Raw genomic sequence first — 18,000 nt, forward strand, 5'->3', positions numbered from 1 at the left:
ACACCCCCACCAGCCGCTCCGCCACCACCGCGGCCGCACCCACCACATGCTCACAGTTGTCCAGCACCACCAGCATCCGCCGCCGCGCGCAATGCTCCACCAGACGCGCCAACGCATCACCCCCGTGCCCCTCCACCGCCCAGCCGAGGGGTTCACGGGCCCCGAGCGCGGTCAGTACCGTCTCGGGGACGACACCCTCGTCCCGGACCGGAGCGAGCTCGACGAGCCATACGCCGTCGGGCCACCGGCCCTCGACGTCCGCGCCGGACTCCGTGTCCGGCGCCGGCGTCGACGCCGCTTCCAGGGCGAGGCGGGTCTTTCCCACGCCCCCGGGCCCGAGCAGGGTGAGCAACCTCCACTGCCGCAACTCCCCTGCCAGATCCTCCAGTTCACGCTCGCGTCCGACGAAGGAGGTGAGGACCGCCGGCAGGTTTCCCGGCACGGTCCGGCGTCGCGGGCTCTCCGTGGGCGCCCCGGAGGTCACCCTCGGCGCGCCCCCGGCCGGTGCGAGCAGCTCGGCGTGGAGGGCGCGCAGTTCCGGGCCGGGGTCCGTACCGAGCCGCCGGGCCAGCCCGGCCCGCATCTCCTCGTAGACCTGGAGCGCCTCGGCGGGGCGCCCGGCCGCGCGCAGCGCCTTGATCCGCAGCGCCGCGAGGGGCTCGTCCAGCGGGTGGCCGGCGGTCAGCTCGGCGAGGGGGATCAGTGTGCCCTCCGCGCGGCCGAGCGCCACCTCGGCGGCGAGCCGGGCCCTTCGCGCCTCGGTCCGGCGCCGCTCGGCACGGACCGCCAGGGCATCGGTGTCCCGCGCGGGCAGGTCGGCGAGCGCGGGACCGCGCCACAGGCCCAGCGCCTCGTCGAGCAGCCGGGCGGCGTCGGCCGGACGGCCGGCGTCGAGGGCGGCCGTGCCGTCGCCGGCCAGTCGCTCGAACCGGAACAGGTCGATGTCCTCGGGCCGGACGTCGAGGCGGTAGCCGCCCGGCGCGGAGGCGACCGCTCCCCGGCCGAGGGCCCGGCGCAGCCGCCCGACCAGGGCCTGGACGGCGGCGGTCTCGTCGGCCGGCACCGCTTCACCGGTCCACACCTGGGCGGCCAGCTCCGGGGCGGTGACGACACGCCCGGCAGCCGCCGCGAGTGCGGTGAGCGACGCCCTCAGCCGGGCTCCGGCGAGCGGGATCTCGGCACCGTCCGGGCCCAGTGCCTGGGTGGTGCCGAGTACGCGGTAGAGGTGTGTCACCGGGCCATTGTCCCCGCTGCCGCGGGACACGAGGCGGTCGGCCTCCCGTACCGGATTCATGGGTGACGGGCCCCCGGGCGGGGGGCCGGCGGGGCCCGGCCGAGGCGGGGGGCCGGCGCCTCGGCCGTGCGGAGATGGTGCCCTCGCCGGTCTCGTCGGCGAGGGCTTGGGCGGTGTCATCACCATGGCGTCGTCCGCCCGAAGGGCGTCGTCGAGCCCGGCAGGACCGGCGAGACGCCCCCAGGTCGTGTCCGGAACGTCTCGCCTGGGCCGCTCCGCCCTCCGGTCGCACGCCGATACCTTCCGGACACTCCCCAGGTGGTGCCGGGGATCACTGGTAGGTGATGTCCGAGGCGGTGTAGCGGCAGTAGGTGCCATCGGGGCCGCTGCCGGTCTCCTTGGGCTCGGCTCCCGTGTTGTTGCCCGTGTAGCGGACGCAGGGCTTGATCTTCTTGCTGCTGTCACCCTTGATGCGGATGTTGCTCAGGGTGGCCGTGTCGCCGTAGTTGGTGTTGATGCCGACCAGGGACTTGCCGGGCGCGGTCACGTCCACGTCGTCGACGACGATGGTGCGCTTGTACTGGGTGGAGCAGTTGCCGCAGGAGCGCACCAGCTTGCCGAAGTCGGCCACCTGGAACCCGGTGATGACCAGCTTGCCCGCGCCGTTGAACTGGAAGACCTTGTCGGACGCCTTCTTCGCGCCGCCGCCGGTGACGGTGTAGACCGCTCCCGCCGACTTGGACTTGAAGCTGGCGGCGTCCTCGCCGACGTCCTCCCACCAGACGTTCTGGAGGGTGCAACTGCCCATGCAGTGGACGCCGTCGGCGGCCGGGGAGCCGAGAACGACGTTCTTCAGCACGGCGCCGTCCGCGAGCTCGAACAGCGGGGCCTGGCCCTCGTCCTGTCCGCCGCTGCCGAGATCACCGGTGCCGTAGTGGCGCAGCATGCCACCGTCGTGGGTGCCGGTGACCTTGATGGTGGCCGGTACGGCCTTGCTGCCGGTGGGGGTCGGCCAGGCGGCCGCGGCGCCCGCGGGCGCGACCATCGCATTGGTGACGATCATGGTGCCGGTGAGGGCGACGGCACCGGCGAGCGCCCCGAGGGCGCGTCGTCGCGTCAGGCGCCGCCGGCGGCCCTGGCGCAGTTCGGCTCGTTGGCTCATGTGTCCCGTTCCCTTCGGTGGGGGGGTGCGACCTTGCGCCTTGTGGTCGTCGCCCGTCCGAACGGGGTTGCCGCCCATTTCCAAGATCTTCCGGGAGGGCCGGGGCCGCGTGGCCGCCCCCGCCGCCGCGATCCGGCCCCGCGCCGGGCGCGGAGGGCGTGGTGGTGCGCGCTCCGCGGCCCGGGGCGGCGGGGCGTGCAGGCCCTACGACGCGGCGCCGAATCCGCCCCGGACGGTGGCCTTGCGCCCGTCGGCGGAGGTGGCGGTGATGGTGTACCGGTCGGCCCTGGCGTCGCGGCCGCCCTCGGCGTGGTTGTACTGGCCCGCGAAGACGTGCCGTCCGGCCGGGGCGGTACGGTCCGGCTTGAGCACCCAGGTGTAGACCAACGCGCCGCCGCGCTCGCGCACCGAGACGGTGAAGTCCTCGACGGGCAGCGAACGCCAGTTACCGGTGTCGGCGACGCCGCCGGTCAGGGCGACGCGCACTTCGACGGTGAGGGCGCTCAGGGGCTCGGCGGTCCCGAGGGTGAGGTTGCTCTGCGCCCAGAAGCGGTTGCTGTGCGGGTCGATGACGCCCTCACCGGACAGGTAGCCGTCCGTGACCGGGGGCTGCCCGGTCGGCCCCGGGGTCACGCCGGGCCGGTCCTGCCCGGGAGTCCGGTCCTCGGGCACGGGTGGGACGGCCGCCGTGGCGGGACCGTCGTCGTGGAGCACGGAGGCCACGGCGTACCCGCCGACGGCCAGGACGGCGGCGACGGCGGCGGTGGCGCCGACGACCCGCAGCCAGGAGGCGCCCGCGGTGCGCCGGACCGGAGCCGGATCGGCGGGTGCCGCCCTGCCGCGCTCGACGCGCGCGAGGATGCGCGCGCGATCGGGGTGGTGCGCGTGGGCAGCCTCACGCAGTCGGCGTTTCAGTTCGTCCATTGCTTCCTCCCTCCCACCAAGTGGGACGCGGCCCGGTTGCCGAGCATCTGCTCCAGCTGCGCCACGGCCTTCGACGTCTGGCTCTTCACCGTACCCACCGAGATGCCGAGGGTGAGCGCGGTCTCCCGTTCGGAGAGGTCGAAGGCGTGGCGCAGCACCACACAGGCGCGTTTGCGGAAGGGCAGCCGCCGCAGCGCTCCCTGCACGTCGACGACGGCCGGTATGTCCGGATCGTCGATGTGCTCGGAGCGCTGTGACCAGAACAGCGCGACGCGGCGGCGTTCGCGTACCGCGCTGCGGATCCTGCTGCGGGCGAGGTTGGCGACGACGCCGCGCGCGTACGCGCCGGGGTGTTCGGCGGCGCGTACGCGGTCCCACCGGTGCCACAGGGCGAGCAGCGCGTCCGCGGCGAGGTCGTCGGCGGCGTCCGCCTCCCCCGTCAGCAGGTGGGCGAGGCGGGCCAGTTCGGCGTAGTGACGCTCGAAGAAGTCATGGAACTCCGTGGCGGCGTCATCGGTGGATGTCCCCACGGGCGGCCTCTCCCTGCGCTTCGTCGCGCGATCTGTCTGATGATGAGTTGTCCGGAACCGGCCCCCGTGCCGCCGAAGCAAGGTGCGCGATCCTAGCAACGGGGCCGGTCAGCCTCCGAACGGGGTGCCGTCGAGCCCCTGTCCGGCGCCCGGCACGACGAGCAGGGATCCGGAGAGCGGGTGGGGTCCGTCCAGGCCGGTCCGGGCGGTGGTGATGTACAGGTCGCGCAGGTCCGGGCCGCCGAACGCGCAGGCGGTGGGGCGCCGGACGGGCAGCGGGACGATCCGGTCCAGTCGGCCGTCCGGTGTGTAGCGGCGGATCGCGCCGCCGTCCCACAGGGCCACCCAGACGCATCCCTCGGCGTCGACGGTGAGGCCGTCGGGGTATCCGGCGCCGGGCTCGACGGTGGCCAGCGGCTTGCGGTCCAGGACGCGCCGCCCGTCGGTGCGGCAGACGTCGATGCGGCGGGTGGGGCTGTCGACGTAGTACATGAGGGTGCCGTCCGGGCTCCATCCGGTGCCGTTGCTGACGGCCACATCGGAGAAGACCGGCGTGACGGAGCCGTCGGGGGCGGTGCGGAAGAGGGTGCCGCCGCCGCTCGCCTCGTCGTAGCGCATGGTGCCGGCCCACAGAGCCCCGTCGGGGGCGACGGCGGCGTCGTTGCCGCGACGTCCCGGTACGGGATCGTGGACGAGCCAGGTGAACGCGCCGTCCGGGCCGTACAGTCCGATGCCGTCCCGCAGGTTGACCACCAGTCCGCCGCCCGCCCGGGGTTTGGCGGCGCCGACGTGCTGTCCGGTGGCCATGACGGTGCGCCGGCCGTTCGCCGGGTCGTAGGTGTGGACACGGGAGCCCAGGATGTCGACCCAGACGAGCCGGCCCGCGGCGGCGTCCCAGGTGGGGCCCTCGCCCAGCGCGGCGTGTTCCCGCGCGGCGACCTCGATCACGCGGGCGCTCATCGCACGTCCCGGTGGCCGAGGCGGATGGAGAGGTCGGCGGCGCCCTTGGAGACCAGTTCGGCGAGTTCCGTCTCGCGCTCCTCGCTCCACCGGATCATGGGGACGGAGATGGACAGGGCGGCGACGACCCGGCCCGCGCTGTCGCGCACGGGGGCGGCGACACAGCTGACGTCCGGGTTGGACTCCCGGTGCTCCGAGGCGATGCCGCGCTCCCTGACGGCGGCGAGCGCTTCGCGCAGCTCGCCGGGGTCGGTGAGGCTGTTGGGGGTCATCGCGACCAGTTCGCGTCCCTCGATGCGGCTGTCGAGCTCGTCCTCGGAGAGCGAGGCGAGCAGCATCTTGCCGACGGACGTGCAGTGCGCGGGAAGCCGGCGTCCGGCGGCGGACACCATGCGGACGGCGTGTGTGGAGTCGACCTTGGCGATGTAGATGACGTCGGCGTCCTCCAGGATGGCGACGTGGACGGTCTCGTCACAGGTCTCGGCCACCTCGCGGGCGACCAGCTGGCCCTCCGCGGCGAGGTCGAGCTGTTCGGCGTACCGGCTGCCGAGCTGGTAGGTGCGCACCCCGAGGCGGTAGCGGCCGGGCTGCTCGGCGACGGGCACCAGATAGGAGCGGGCGGCCAGGGTGGTGAGAAGCTCGTGCACGGTGGTGCGCGGCAGTTGGAGCTTGCGGGTGACATCGGGGGCCGAGAGCGTCCCGTCACCTTCCAGGAACAGTTCCAGTATGTCGAGCGCCCTGGTCACTGCGGGAACAAGACGTCCCATACCGTCCACCCACCCATTCGTTCGATACCCCGGCCAGTGGCCGGTATGACGAACACAGGCTAACCGCAGCCCACTTCGACGGGCAATGGCCCTGCCGGTCCGGCCCGCGCCGGCCGGCCGTGCGCGAACCATTGACACCCCTGGGAGCAGCTGATTACGGTCTCGCCAAGATTTCGAACGTATGACGAAATACCGAACGAGCTCGAGAGGGCAACTGCCGTGCGCATCACGGGAATCAGCACTCATGTCGTCGGGACCCCCTGGCGCAATCTCACCTATGTGCTCGTCCACACCGACGAAGGGCTCACCGGCGTCGGCGAGACCCGGATGCTCGGGCACACGGACGCGCTGCTCGGATACCTCCGCGAGGCCGAGGCCCACCACATCGCCGGGTCCGACCCGTTCGCGGTGGAGGACCTCGTACGACGGATGAAGTACGGCGACTACGGACGGGCCGGCGAGATCGTCATGTCGGGCATCGCGGTCGTCGAGATGGCCTGCTGGGACATCAAGGGCAAGGCGCTGGGCGTGCCGGTCTGGCAGCTGCTGGGCGGCAAGGTGACCGACAGGGTCAAGGCGTACGCGAACGGCTGGTACACCACCGAGCGCACCCCGGAGGCGTACCACAAAGCGGCCAAGGAAGTGATGGCGCGCGGTTACCGGGCGCTGAAGATCGACCCGTTCGGCACCGGGCACCTGGAGCTCGACGCCGAGCAGACCCGGTACGCGGTCTCCCTGATCGAGGCGGTGCGCGACGCGATCGGTCCGGACTCCGAGCTGATGCTGGAGATGCACGGGCGCTTCAGCCCGTCCACGGCGGTCCGGCTGGCGAAGGACCTGGCGCCGTTCGCCCCGGCGTGGCTGGAGGAGCCGGTACCGCCGGAGAACCTGAAGGCGCTGGCGAAGGTCGCCGAGAAGGTGGACCTTCCGGTGGCGACCGGAGAGCGCATCCACGACCGGATCGAGTTCCGCGAGCTGTTCGAGTCGCAGGCTGCCGACATCATCCAGCCCGACCTGGGGCACATCGGCGGCATCCTGGAGACCCGGAAGCTGGCGGCGACCGCCGAGACGCACTACATGCTGGTCGCCCCGCACAACGTCGGCGGCTCGGTGCTCACGGCGGCCTCCCTGCAACTGGCCGCCTGCACACCGAACTTCAAGATCCTGGAGCACTTCAACGACTTCGCGGACGCGGAGATCAAGAAGGTGGTCAAGGGCGCGCCGCAGGTCGACCCCGAGACGGGTTGCTTCGAGATCTCGCACGCCCCGGGGCTCGGGGTCGAGCTGGACGTGGACGCGGCGGCCGAGTTCCCGCAGCAGACGGCCCGCTTCGACCTGTGGGCCGAGGGCTGGGAGAAGCGGGCGCCGAAGTGAGCCGTGCCCTGGTGGTCGAACGGCCGGGCGCGCACCGCCTGATCGAGCGGGACGAGCCGGAGCCCGGGCCCGGGGAGGTGCTGGTGCGGGTCGCCGCGGCCGGGATCTGCATGAGCGACCGGGAGCTCTACGACGGCCACCGCGCCGAGGGGTACGTCCGCTATCCGCTGATCCCGGGCCACGAGTGGTCCGGGACCGTGGAGGCGGTCGGCCCGGGGGTGGACCCCGCGCTCGTGGGCCGCAGGACGGTCGCCGAGGGCTTCCGGGCGTGCGGCATGTGCGAGCGGTGCCGGTGCGGCGAGACGAGCCTGTGCTCCGGCGGATACGCCGAGACCGGCTTCACCGAGCCGGGTGCCTTCGCCGACCATCTGACCGTGCCCGCGCGGCTGCTGCACCTGCTCGGTGACGACGCGGACCTGCGTGCCGCTGCCCTGCTGGAGCCGGCCGCCGTGGTCGCCGCGGCGGTACGCGCCGGACGTCCCCGGCCGGGCGAGCGGATCGCGGTGGTCGGTGCCGGGACCCTGGGGCTGCTGGCGGTGCAGCTGCTGGCCGCCTCCTCGCCCGCCGAGCTGACCGTGGTCGACCCCAGGGGCGCCCGCGGTGAGCAGGCGCTGGGCTTCGGGGCGAGCAGGTCGGTCGAACCCGCCGGGGCACGGGAGCTGAACGGCCGCTTCGACCTGGTGGTGGAGACCGCCGGTGCCCCGCCGACGGCGGCCTCCGCGTGCCTGCTGGCACGCCGGGGCGGCCGGGTGGTCCTCACCGGGATGTTCGCCGCCGGCGCCGTCGGGATCGACCCGGTGCACCTGTCGGTCAGCCAGTTGGAGGTGCGCAGCGTCTTCGGCGCGCCGTCGTCCGCCTGGTGCGAGGCCGTACGGGCCTTCGGCCTCGGACTGCTGGACCCCTCGCCCCTGATCACACACGAGTTGCCGCTGGAGCGGTTCGCCGACGCCGTCGCTCTGGTCGGCGGCGGCGATCCGAAGACGGGGAAGGTGCTGCTGCGCCTCTGAAGGGCCCGCCGTACCCTGCCCCGAGGGAAGCGTGAAGGCCGCCGACGGGCTCCGACAGGAAACCCGCGGCGGTCCGGTCGCCCCGCGCCCGGACCGCCGCACACCCCTCCTCCCGAATGTCGTCCGAAATATCGAACCAAGGAGTACAGTGACCGCCCCGTCAGCCCCGCGCCGCCCCGGCGCCGACGCCCTCGCGCGCATCGGCCATCCCGCGCCCGCCCACGATCCGGCCGACGCCTCCCCGCACGCGTTCCCCGACGGCGGCACCTGGCGCACCGAGGTCCCGTCGGTGGAGGGCCCGGAAGCCCTGGCCGTCGTCCTCAAGGAGAGCTCACGCCTCGACGTTCCCGTCCACCGGATCAGCCAGGGCAGCGGCGTGTGGATGCTCACCGACGACGAGATCACCGAGATGGTGGAGTCCTGCGCCGGACGGGACATCGAGCTCTGCCTGTTCACCGGCCCCCGAGGCACCTGGGACATCGGGGCGGCCACCCGCACCGACTCGGGCGGCGGCGGGCTGCGGGCCCGCGGCCATGACGCTCTCGCCGGCTGCGTCGAGGACGCGCTGCGCGCCGCCTCCCTCGGCGTGCGCTGTCTGCTGGTCGCCGACGAGGGCGTGCTGTGGACACTGCACCGGCTCCGCGCGGCGGGGGCGCTTCCCGCGGACACCACGTTCAAGCTGTCCGCGCTCACCGGTCCCGTCAACCCGGCCTCGTACGCCGTGTACGAGCAGCTCGGAGCGGACTCCCTCAACGTGCCGTCCGACCTGACGCTCGACCACCTCACCGAGATCCGCCGGGTCAGCCGGGCACCGATGGACATGTACGTCGAGGCGCCCGACGACCTCGGGGGCTACATCCGGATGTACGAGGCGGCCGAGCTGATCAGGCGCGGCGCTCCGCTCTACCTGAAGTTCGGACTGAGCCGCTCCCCGGGCATCTACCCCTATGGCGCGCAGTTGCGCGACACGGCACTGGCCACCGCCCGCGAACGGGTACGGCGCGGCCGTCTGGTCCTCGATCTGCTGGCCCGGCACGGGGCGGACGGCGGCATGTCGCCGCTCGGCTCCCGCTCTCCGGGCGAACTCCGGCGTTTCCCCGTCCCGGAAGGGAACTGATCCATGCGCGTCTCCCGCGTGACCGCGGCTGCCACGGTGGCCGCACTGCTCACCCTCTCGCTCACCGCCTGCGGCCAGGAGGCCAGAGGCGGCAGCCGCTACAAGGCCGAGGCGGGTGAGGGCGGCACCATCGGCCTGGCCATGCCCACCAAGGCCTCGGAGCGGTGGATCGCCGACGGCAGGAACATGGCCGCGCAGTTCCGGAAGGCCGGCTACGAGACCGACCTCCAGTACGGCGACGACAAGGTCGAGAACCAGATCGCCCAGATCGAGAACATGATCACCAAGGGGCGCAGTCTGCTGGTGATCGCTGCCATCGACGGCTCCGCGCTCACCGAGGTGCTCCAGCGGGCCCATGACGCGGGCATCCCGGTGATCGCCTACGACCGGCTCATCATGGGCACCGAGAACGTCGACTACTACGCGTCGTTCGACAACGAACGGGTCGGCGAGCTGGAGGCCCGGTACATCGTCGACAAGCTGAAGCTCGGCGCACCGGTCAAGGGCGCGGGCGAGCCGTACAACATCGAGCTCTTCGCGGGATCGCCCGACGACAACAACACCAAGTACTTCTGGAACGGCGCCATGAAGGTGCTCCAGCCCTACTTCGCCAGCGGCCGGCTCGTCGTGCGCAGCAAGCAGAGCCGGATGAACCAGGCCACCACACTGCGCTGGGACGGCGGCACCGCACAGAAGCGGATGGACGACCTGATCAGCAAGAACTACGGCGACGACCGGGTCGACGCGGTGCTGTCGCCGTACGACGGCATCTCCATCGGCATCATCTCCGCGCTCAAGAGCGCCGGTTACGGCACGGCCGGCCAGCCGCTGCCGGTGGTCACCGGACAGGACGCCGAGCTGGCCTCGGTGAAGTCGATCATCCGGGGCGAGCAGACGCAGACCGTCTTCAAGGACACCCGCAAGCTCGCCGAGCAGGCGGTGAGGATGGGCGACGCTGTGCTGAACGGCAGGAAGCCCGAGGTGAACAACGTCAAGGACTACAACAACGGCGAGAAGACCGTTCCGTCCTACCTGCTGAACCCGGTCAGCATCGACAGGTCGAACACCCGGCTCCTGGTCGACGAGGGGTACTTCACCGCCGGGCAGCTCAAGTGAGCGGGCCCGTACTGGAGATGCGCGGGATCACCAAGTCGTTCCCCGGCGTCAAGGCGCTCTCCGATGTGAACCTGACCGTGCGGCCCGGGGAGATCCACGCGATCTGCGGCGAGAACGGCGCGGGCAAGTCGACACTGATGAAGGTGCTCAGCGGGGTCCATCCGCACGGCTCCTACGACGGCGAGATCCGTTTCGAGGGCGAGCCCGTGGCCTTCAGGGACATCCGGGCCAGCGAGCGCCGCGGCATCGTGATCATCCACCAGGAGCTGGCGCTCGTCCCGTATCTGTCCATCGCCGAGAACATCTTCCTCGGCAACGAGCAGACCTCGCGCGGGATCATCGACTGGAACGACACTCTGCGCAAGGCGAACCGGCTGCTGAAGCGGGTCGGGCTGCGGGAGAAGCCGCAGACACCGGTCGCCGACATCGGCGTGGGCAAGCAGCAGCTGGTGGAGATCGCCAAGGCGCTGTCCAAGGAGGTGAAACTGCTCATCCTCGACGAGCCGACGGCCGCGCTCAACGACGAGGACAGCGGCAAGCTCCTGGACCTGATCCTGGAACTGCGCGAGCAGGGCATCGCGAGCATCATCATCTCGCACAAGCTCAACGAGATCCGGCGGATCACGGACGCGGTGACGATCCTGCGCGACGGGCGGACCATCGAGACCCTGACCGTGCGGGAGACGCCCGAGGCGCGGCCCCGGCTGTCCGAGGACCGGATCATCCGCGGCATGGTCGGCCGCGACCTCGACCAGCGCTTCCCCGACCGCACCCGTTACACGGGCGAGGACGCCGGCGACGTGGCGATGAGCGTACGGAACTGGACCGTCCGCCATCCGGTCGACCACCAGCGCAAGGTCGTCGACGACGTGTCCCTGAGCGTGCGGCGCGGGGAGATCGTCGGCATCGCCGGGCTGATGGGCGCGGGCCGCACCGAGCTCGCCATGTCGGTCTTCGGCCGCAGCTACGGGCAGTACGTCGCCGGGACCGTCGAGGTGGGGGGCCGGGAAGTGGCCACCAGGACCGTGCCCGCCGCCGTCGAGGCGGGCATCGCCTACGTCACCGAGGACCGCAAGCAGTACGGCCTGAACCTCATCGACAACATCAACCGCAACATCTCCCTCGCGTCGCTGCCCGGCATGCGGCGCCGGGGAGTGGTCGACGAGCATCATGAGCGCCGGGTCGCCGAGCGCTACCGCACGACCATGAACATCAAGGCGCCCACCGTCTTCGAGCAGGTGGGCCGGTTGTCGGGCGGCAACCAGCAGAAGGTCGTCCTCAGCAAGTGGATCCACGCCGATCCCGAGGTGCTGATCCTCGACGAGCCGACGCGCGGGATCGACGTCGGCGCCAAGTACGAGATCTACACCGTCATCGACGCACTCGCCGCACAGGGCAAGGCCGTGCTGTTCATCTCCTCCGAACTGCCGGAGCTGCTGGGGATGTGCGACCGGATCTACACGATGGCCGAGGGCCGGCTGACCGGTGAGCTCGGCAGGGCCGAGGCCACCCAGGAACTGCTGATGCGCCAGATGACCATGAACAGAAGCTGAGGGCCGCCATGACCACCACGACCACTCCCCCGAAGGACGGATCCGTGGCGCCGTCCGCGCATCCGTCCACCGGCGCGCTGCTGCTGCAGGGGCTGCGCGGCAACATGCGCCAGTACGGCATGCTGATCGCCCTGGCGTTCATCATCGTCCTGTTCCAGATCTGGACCGACGGCACACTGCTGCTGCCGAACAACGTCTCCAACCTGATCCAGCAGAACGGCTACATCCTCATTCTGGCCGTGGGCATGATGATCGTCATCATCGCCGGCCATATCGACCTGTCCGTCGGCTCCCTGGTCGCCTTCGTCGGCGCCATGTCGGCGGTGATGATGGTCAAACACGACATGCCCTGGGTCCTGGCACTGGTGCTGTCGCTGCTCATCGGCGCGGTGGCGGGGGCGTGGCAGGGCTTCTTCATCGCCTACCTCGGCATCCCGTCGTTCATCGTGACCCTGGCGGGCATGCTGCTCTTCCGCGGTCTGACGCAGATCGTGCTGGAGGGCCAGTCCCTCGCCCCGTTCCCGGACGGCTTCCAGAACCTCGCCAAGGGCTTCATCCCGGAGATGGGGCCCTACACCCAGTACCACAACCCCACCCTCGTCCTCGGGCTGCTCGCCGTGGTCCTCCTGATGCTGCGGGAGTGGCGCGACCGCCGCCGCCAGCTCGCCTACGAGCTGGACGTCCTGCCGCCCGGCGTCTGGGCGCTCAAGTGCACGGCGATCGTCGCCGCGGTGGTCGCGTTCACCCTGACCCTGGCCAGCTTCCACGGCGTGCCCGTGGTGATGCTGATCATGTGCGCGCTGCTGATCGGCCTCGGCTACGTCATGCGCAACGCGGTCATCGGCCGCCATGTGTACGCGCTGGGCGGCAACAAGGCGGCCGCCAAGCTGTCGGGCGTCAAGGACAAGCGGGTCACCTTCCTCGTCTTCGTCAACATGGGCGTTCTGGCGGCGCTGGCCGGCTGCGTCTACGCCGCACGGCTCAACGCGGGCACCCCGCAGGCCGGGCTCAACTTCGAACTGGAGGCGATCGCCGCCTCGTTCATCGGCGGCGCCTCGATGAGCGGCGGCGTCGGCACGGTGATGGGGGCCGTGATCGGCGGCCTGGTGCTCGGCGTCCTCAACAACGGCATGTCGCTGGTCGGCATCGGGACCGACTACCAGCAGGTCATCAAGGGACTGGTGCTGCTGGCCGCGGTCGGGTTCGACGTCTGGAACAAGCGCAAGGCCGGCAAGTAGGGCCTCTCACGGCCCCGTTCCACTTCTGATTCCCTTCTTCTGGAGCCGCAGATGGAAACGAGCAGACGCACGGTACTGGCGGCCGCGGCCGCCACGGGGCTGACCGCCGCCGCGGGGGGCGCCGCACACGCCTCGGCCCCTTCCCGCGTACCGGGCGGCGCCGGCACCGCCGGGGGCCGCACGCCGGTGAGGGAGCTCTTCGGCACCCTGCCCGACGGAACGAAGGTGTACCGCTGGTCGCTGGAGAACGGCGGCACGCGGATGAAGGTGCTGTCGTACGGCGGCATCGTCCAGTCCCTGGAGATACCGGACCGCAGGGGCCGGTACACCAATGTCTCCCTGGGGTTCGACGACCTCGACGACTACGTGGGCGCCACCACCTTCTTCGGGGCGCTGATCGGCCGGTACGGCAACCGCATCGCGGGCGGCCGTTTCACCCTGGACGGCACGGCGCACCAGCTGTCCGTCAACGACGGCGCCAACAGCCTGCACGGCGGGGCGAAGGGCTTCGACAAGCGGGTGTGGGACGTCGAGCCGTTCACCGGCCCCGCCGAGGTGGGGCTGGTGCTGCGGTACGTGAGCGGCGACGGCGAGATGGGCTATCCGGGCACGCTCGGGGTCACTGTGACCTACACCCTGACGGCGCGCGGCGACTGGCGGATCGACTACGCGGCGACCACCGACCGGGCCACCGTGGTGAACCTGACGAACCACACGTACTTCAACCTGGCCGGTGAGGGCAGCGGTGACATCCTCGGTCATGAGCTGAGGCTGGCCGCCTCCCGCTACACCCCGACCGACGCCACTTCGATCCCGACCGGTGAGCTGGCGAAGGTGGCGGGTACGCCGTTCGACTTCCGGCACGGCAAGCCGGTGGGCCGGGACATCCGCACGGCGCACCCGCAGTTGGTGCTGGCCAAGGGCTACGACCACAACTGGGTGCTCGACAAGGGCGTCACGGAGCGCCCGGAGGGATTCGCGTCGCTGCGCGACCCGGGATCGGGGCGCACCATGAGAATCGCCACGAGTGAGCCGGGGGTGCAGTTCTACTCGGGGAACTTCCTCGACGGCACGCTCGCGGGGCCTTCGGGGCGGACCTACCGGCAGGGCGACGGTCTGTGCCTGGAGACCCAGCACTTCCCCGATTCCCCCAACCAGCCGTCGTTCCCCTCCACGGTGCTGCGGCCCGGTCGCACCTACCGGTCGACGACGGTGCACAGCTTCTCGGCACGCTGAGCGCGGCAGCACGCCGTTCCGCGACCCGGGCGCCCCGTCGGCGCCCGGGTCGCCCGCGTGCCGCACCGGACCCGGCGGGCCCGGTGCGCGACGTCTCCTGAGGAAGGCGGCCGCCGAGGCACCGGGCCCGGTGTCCGGCGGGCACGGCGGGGCGGGCCGCCGTCGGGCGGGGCATCACCCGGGTGGCTCCGGCCGGCACACTCGGCCGTACGCCTCGACATGCGAGGTGCGGACGGCTGGTGAAGAGTCGTGGCGAGTCCCTCTCACCTCGAAGGAGAACCCATGCTTCGCCGTATATCGATCGCCCTGGCCACTGTGACGGCCGCCGGCTTCATGGCCGCCGCCCCCGCGGCTGCCCTCCCGGCCGACGCCGACGGCAGCCGGCGGCACGACAACCACACGTCGAAGTCCGACACCGGCCGGCAGCAGGAGAAGGAAGCCGACTCCAAGGAAGGCCGGCACCACAAGAAGGATTCCGCGTCCGATACCAGCCGGTACGAGGAGAAGGACTCCAAGGAAGAGAAGTCGTCCAAGGAGGAGAAGTCCTCCAAGTCCGGCACCGGCAAGTACAACGACAAGGACGCCTGGTACGGCGGCGTCGCCGGCGGGTGGCTGAACGGCACCTTCGTGAAGGCGGGTGAGGTCGTGGTGCACGACTTCGACGCGGCCTTCTGGAACGTCGGCTGACCGCATTAGACGAGGCGGCTCCTCGCCGCCCCACGGTCCGCAGTGCCGGGCCGATCGGCATACGCCCCCGGGCGAGCGCTCCACGGCGCCCGCCCGGGGGCGTTGTCGTGTCCCGGCCTCCGTCAGGCGCCCGGCGCACCCCGGAAGACGAGGGACGCGAGACGTACCGTGCCGGTCAGGGTGACGCGCAGATCGTGGACGCCCGCGACGTCGAGTGCGGCGTCCAGGGTGGTGTAGTCGTACACCCCACCGGTCGGCGGTACGTCGACGGTGACCGAGGGGGCGCCGCCGGAAGGGGCCACCGTGACGGTGCCGCCGCCGGAGACCTCGACGCTGACGCCCCCGGATCCGGCGCCGAAGTCACACGCCCGGAAGAGCAGTTCACCCGCCCGCCCGTCGACCGGCGTCACGCAGTCGCCGGAGACCCGGGCGCGGTCGGCGATCGCCGTGCCGTGCTGTTCGTCGAAGTCCACGGCGGCGATCCCCCGCTCCAGGACGGGCCGGGGGCCGAGGGCGGGACCGTCGAGCCGTACGGTGGCGGTCAGCCGGATGTCCTGGCTGGACGCTCCGGCGAGCAGCTCGTACTCCCCGGGCTCCACGGCCCACCGCCCGTGTGCGACGTCCCAGAAGCCGAAGGCCCGGGCGGGCACCTCGAACTCGAGCCGCTGTCCGGCGCCGGGAGCGAGGTGGACTCGGCGGTGCCCGACCAGTTCGCGCAACGGACGGGGCACGGAGGGGGCGAGCGCGCGCAGGTAGAGCTGCGCGACCTCGTCGGCGGCGACCGCGCCGGTGTTGGTGACCGTGAAGGCGACGCGCACCGTGCTCGCGTCCTGGCCGGCCTGTTCGTCCCTCTCGGCGGTCAGAGCGGTGTAGGCGAAGGACGCGTACGTCAGACCGTGGCCGAACGGGAACAGCGGCGTGCCGTCGAAGTAGAGGTACGTCTGGCGGCTGCCGATGATGTCGTAGTCCAGCAGGCCGGGAAGGTCGGCGTCGGCCGCGTACCAGGTCTGGGGCAGCCGCCCGGCGGGTGACACGTCACCCGCGAGGACCCGGGCGAGCGCGGTGCCCGCCGCCTGCCCGCCGTGCGCGGTCCACAGCACCGCGGGCAGCTCGGCCACGGCGTCCGGCACGGCGTAGGGGTAGGACGAGACGAGGGCGAGGACGGTACGGGGGTTGGCGGCGCGGGCGGCGCGCCACAGCCGGTCCTGGGCCGCGGGCAGGGCGAGGGTGGTGCGGTCCTCGGTCTCGCGGCCGTTGATGTGGGGGTCGTTGCCCGCCACGACGATGACGACGTCCGCGTCGGCGGCGGCCCGCGCCACCGCCTCCTCACCCCGCTCGGCGGTCTCGACCGAGAAGATCTCTCCCCGGTCGGCAACCTTCACGCCGTCGGCGGCGACACAGACGTATCCACCCGTTGCGATGTGCCGGAGGAGGTGCCCCTCACCGTGCGGTTCGAGCCTGAACGTCTCCTGGACGACCCAGCCGCCCGGCTGGTCGGCGGAGGCTCTCACCAGGCCGTCGTCGGCGACCGAGAGATAGCGGCCGTCCGGGGCGCGCAGGGTCAGCACCCCGCCGCCCCAGTCGGTGAGGGCGAACTCGCTGCCCCGGTCGTCGAGCCCGAGCGGCGACAGGTCGGTACGGCCGGCGATCAGGGCCGGGTCGAGGGCGCCCTCGGAGCCGCGCGCCCGGGTGGAGGCATCGCCTTCGGGCACCCGCAGCAGGCCCGCCGCGCAGCGCAGCCGGACCCGGTCGGCGCCGTCGGCGTGGATGACGTTCTCGGTGCCGAAGCGTGCGCGCAGGCCGTCGAGCGGGCTGGACCGGTGGATCAGGGCGCCGCTGTACCAGTCGAGCTTGCACTCGTCGGCGAGCGGTCCGACGACGGCGACGCGCCGGCCGGCGGCGGGGTCGAGGGGCAGCAGGCCGTCGTTGGTGAGGAGGACGACCGCCTGTTCGGCGGCTTCCCGGGCGAGCTGCCGGTGCTTGTCGGTGTCGAACGCCGTGACCCGGGCGTACGGGTCGAGCTCCGGGTCGAACTCGCCGAGCGAGAAGCGGACGTGGAGCTGGCGGCGTACGGCCGTGTCGATGTCCGACGGGTCGATCAGCCCCTGGGCGAGGGCGCCCCGGAGCCGGGCGACGATCGTCGAACTGTCGGTGCCGTGGTCGGTGAAGCTGTCCACACCTGCGCGCAGGGCGGCCGCCGTGGCCTCCTCGTGGGTGTCGAAGTAGTGCTCGGAGTCGACGAGGTTGCTGGGCGCGCCCGCGTCGGAGCAGACCAGCAGCTCCTGTGCGGTCCAGGTGCGCAGGTGCTCGGCCAGATAGGGCGAGAGGTGGTTGGGGCGGCCGTTGACCAGGTTGTACGCGGGCATGACACCGGCGACACCGCCGGCCTCGACGGCGCCCCGGAAGGCCCGCAGGTCGTACTCGTGCAGGACCCGCGGACGCACGGAGGAGGACGTGGTGTCCCGGTCCGTCTCGTTGTTGTGGGCGAGCCAGTGCTTGAGGACGGGTGCGGTCCGCCAGTAGTGGGGGTGGTCGCCGCGCAGGCCGCGGGTGTAGGCGACGGCGATGGCGGAGGTCAGGGCGGGGTCCTCGGAGTAGCCCTCCTCCCCACGGCCCCACAGGGGGTTGCGCAGCAGGTTGACCGTCGGCGCCCAGACGTTGAGGCCGGTCCTGTCGTCGCGGGCGCGCAGAGCGCGCACCTCGTCGCCGACGGCGGCGCCGACGCGGCGGACGAGGGCGTCGTTCCAGGTCGCGCCGAGGCCGACGGCCTGGGGGAAGACGGTCGCCGGCCCCATCCAGGCGACGCCGTGCAGGGCTTCCTGGCCGGTACGGAAGGCCGCGACGCCCCAGCGGTCCACCGCGGGGCCGAACTGGTGCAGCATCGCGATCCGTTCGTCGGGCGTCAGTCGCCCGAGCAGATCGTCGACGCGCCTGGCCACGGGCAGGTTCGGGTCGCGGAACGGCGGCCGGTCTGTGGTCACGTGCGGTTCCCCTTGCGGATGTCCGGGAGCGATCTTTCGAAGCGCTTCGATGCTCTGGCTCCGCGACCTCGACTGTCAAGACACATCCGGTCAACAACTCGTCATCCACCGGGA

Annotated in this window: 14 protein-coding genes and 1 pseudogene; 8 read left to right on the forward strand and 7 right to left on the reverse strand. The window is 71.9% G+C overall.

Going from position 1 to position 18,000, the window contains the following annotated elements; genetic code table 11:
• From PUR26_RS33750 to PUR26_RS33775, 6 genes are all read right to left on the reverse strand, one after another.
• Positions 1-1,294: AfsR/SARP family transcriptional regulator (locus tag PUR26_RS33750; RefSeq protein WP_329878616.1), on the reverse strand; the 1,294-nt coding region annotated here is incomplete at its 3' end.
• A 271-nt stretch (positions 1,295-1,565) separates the two neighbouring features.
• Positions 1,566-2,396: a pectate lyase gene (locus tag PUR26_RS33755; protein WP_329878618.1), complete on the reverse strand. Its 831-nt coding sequence runs from the start codon at positions 2,394-2,396 to the stop codon at positions 1,566-1,568.
• A 204-nt stretch (positions 2,397-2,600) separates the two neighbouring features.
• Positions 2,601-3,320, reverse strand: coding sequence for a hypothetical protein (locus tag PUR26_RS33760; protein ID WP_329878620.1), 720 nt, complete (start codon positions 3,318-3,320; stop codon positions 2,601-2,603).
• Entirely contained in the window at positions 3,308-3,850 is a 543-nt protein-coding gene (locus PUR26_RS33765) for a SigE family RNA polymerase sigma factor (RefSeq protein ID WP_329878622.1), read from the reverse strand. Before PUR26_RS33765 ends, PUR26_RS33760 begins: the two co-directional genes overlap by 13 nt.
• A gap of 108 nt (positions 3,851-3,958) precedes the next feature.
• Positions 3,959-4,810, reverse strand: coding sequence for an SMP-30/gluconolactonase/LRE family protein (locus PUR26_RS33770; protein WP_329878624.1), 852 nt, complete (start codon positions 4,808-4,810; stop codon positions 3,959-3,961).
• Positions 4,807-5,577: an IclR family transcriptional regulator gene (locus PUR26_RS33775; protein ID WP_329878626.1), complete on the reverse strand. Its 771-nt coding sequence runs from the start codon at positions 5,575-5,577 to the stop codon at positions 4,807-4,809. The genes PUR26_RS33770 and PUR26_RS33775 overlap by 4 nt, the downstream gene beginning before the upstream one ends.
• Before the next feature lie 219 nt (positions 5,578-5,796).
• Here PUR26_RS33775 and PUR26_RS33780 point away from each other — a divergent pair, with 219 nt between their 5' ends.
• From PUR26_RS33780 to PUR26_RS33815, 8 genes and pseudogenes are all read left to right on the forward strand, one after another.
• Positions 5,797-6,951 (forward strand): mandelate racemase/muconate lactonizing enzyme family protein, encoded by a 1,155-nt coding sequence (locus PUR26_RS33780; protein ID WP_329878628.1) that lies wholly within the window; start codon positions 5,797-5,799, stop codon positions 6,949-6,951.
• Positions 6,948-7,958 (forward strand): zinc-dependent alcohol dehydrogenase, encoded by a 1,011-nt coding sequence (locus PUR26_RS33785; RefSeq protein ID WP_329878630.1) that lies wholly within the window; start codon positions 6,948-6,950, stop codon positions 7,956-7,958. The genes PUR26_RS33780 and PUR26_RS33785 overlap by 4 nt, the downstream gene beginning before the upstream one ends.
• A 148-nt stretch (positions 7,959-8,106) precedes the next feature.
• Positions 8,107-9,075: a hypothetical protein gene (locus tag PUR26_RS33790; protein WP_329878632.1), complete on the forward strand. Its 969-nt coding sequence runs from the start codon at positions 8,107-8,109 to the stop codon at positions 9,073-9,075.
• Between the two features lie 3 nt (positions 9,076-9,078).
• Positions 9,079-10,191 (forward strand): multiple monosaccharide ABC transporter substrate-binding protein, encoded by a 1,113-nt coding sequence (chvE, locus tag PUR26_RS33795; protein WP_329878634.1) that lies wholly within the window; start codon positions 9,079-9,081, stop codon positions 10,189-10,191.
• Between the two features lie 68 nt (positions 10,192-10,259).
• Positions 10,260-11,744 (forward strand): annotated as a pseudogene (mmsA, locus tag PUR26_RS33800) (multiple monosaccharide ABC transporter ATP-binding protein); the annotation flags it as partial.
• Between the two features lie 8 nt (positions 11,745-11,752).
• The gene (mmsB, locus tag PUR26_RS33805; protein WP_329878636.1) at positions 11,753-12,982 is read left to right on the forward strand and encodes a multiple monosaccharide ABC transporter permease; all 1,230 of its coding nucleotides are present in this window, start codon (positions 11,753-11,755) and stop codon (positions 12,980-12,982) included.
• Positions 12,983-13,033: 51 nt separating this feature from the next.
• The gene (locus PUR26_RS33810; protein ID WP_329878638.1) at positions 13,034-14,218 is read left to right on the forward strand and encodes an aldose epimerase family protein; all 1,185 of its coding nucleotides are present in this window, start codon (positions 13,034-13,036) and stop codon (positions 14,216-14,218) included.
• 282 nt (positions 14,219-14,500) lie between these two features.
• Complete coding sequence (locus tag PUR26_RS33815) at positions 14,501-14,905, forward strand: hypothetical protein (protein WP_329878640.1); 405 nt, start codon at positions 14,501-14,503, stop codon at positions 14,903-14,905.
• A 122-nt stretch (positions 14,906-15,027) separates the two neighbouring features.
• Here PUR26_RS33815 and PUR26_RS33820 read toward each other — a convergent pair whose 3' ends face one another.
• Entirely contained in the window at positions 15,028-17,886 is a 2,859-nt protein-coding gene (locus PUR26_RS33820) for a glycoside hydrolase family 3 C-terminal domain-containing protein (RefSeq protein ID WP_329878642.1), read from the reverse strand.
• Positions 17,887-18,000: the final 114 nt, after the last annotated feature.

The organism is Streptomyces sp. SP18CS02 (assembly GCF_036322365.1).
Classification (GTDB): domain Bacteria; phylum Actinomycetota; class Actinomycetes; order Streptomycetales; family Streptomycetaceae; genus Streptomyces.

Bases quoted from the DNA above. Each gene is read 5' to 3' on its own strand.
- mmsB (WP_329878636.1), top strand. From the start codon at position 11,753: ATGACCACCACGACCACTCCCCCGAAGGACGGATCCGTGGCGCCGTCC.
- chvE (WP_329878634.1), top strand. From the start codon at position 9,079: ATGCGCGTCTCCCGCGTGACCGCGGCTGCCACGGTGGCCGCACTGCTC.
- PUR26_RS33815 (WP_329878640.1), top strand. From the start codon at position 14,501: ATGCTTCGCCGTATATCGATCGCCCTGGCCACTGTGACGGCCGCCGGC.
- PUR26_RS33755 (WP_329878618.1), bottom strand. From the start codon at position 2,396: ATGAGCCAACGAGCCGAACTGCGCCAGGGCCGCCGGCGGCGCCTGACG.
- PUR26_RS33760 (WP_329878620.1), bottom strand. From the start codon at position 3,320: ATGGACGAACTGAAACGCCGACTGCGTGAGGCTGCCCACGCGCACCAC.
- PUR26_RS33770 (WP_329878624.1), bottom strand. From the start codon at position 4,810: ATGAGCGCCCGCGTGATCGAGGTCGCCGCGCGGGAACACGCCGCGCTG.
- PUR26_RS33810 (WP_329878638.1), top strand. From the start codon at position 13,034: ATGGAAACGAGCAGACGCACGGTACTGGCGGCCGCGGCCGCCACGGGG.
- PUR26_RS33775 (WP_329878626.1), bottom strand. From the start codon at position 5,577: ATGGGACGTCTTGTTCCCGCAGTGACCAGGGCGCTCGACATACTGGAA.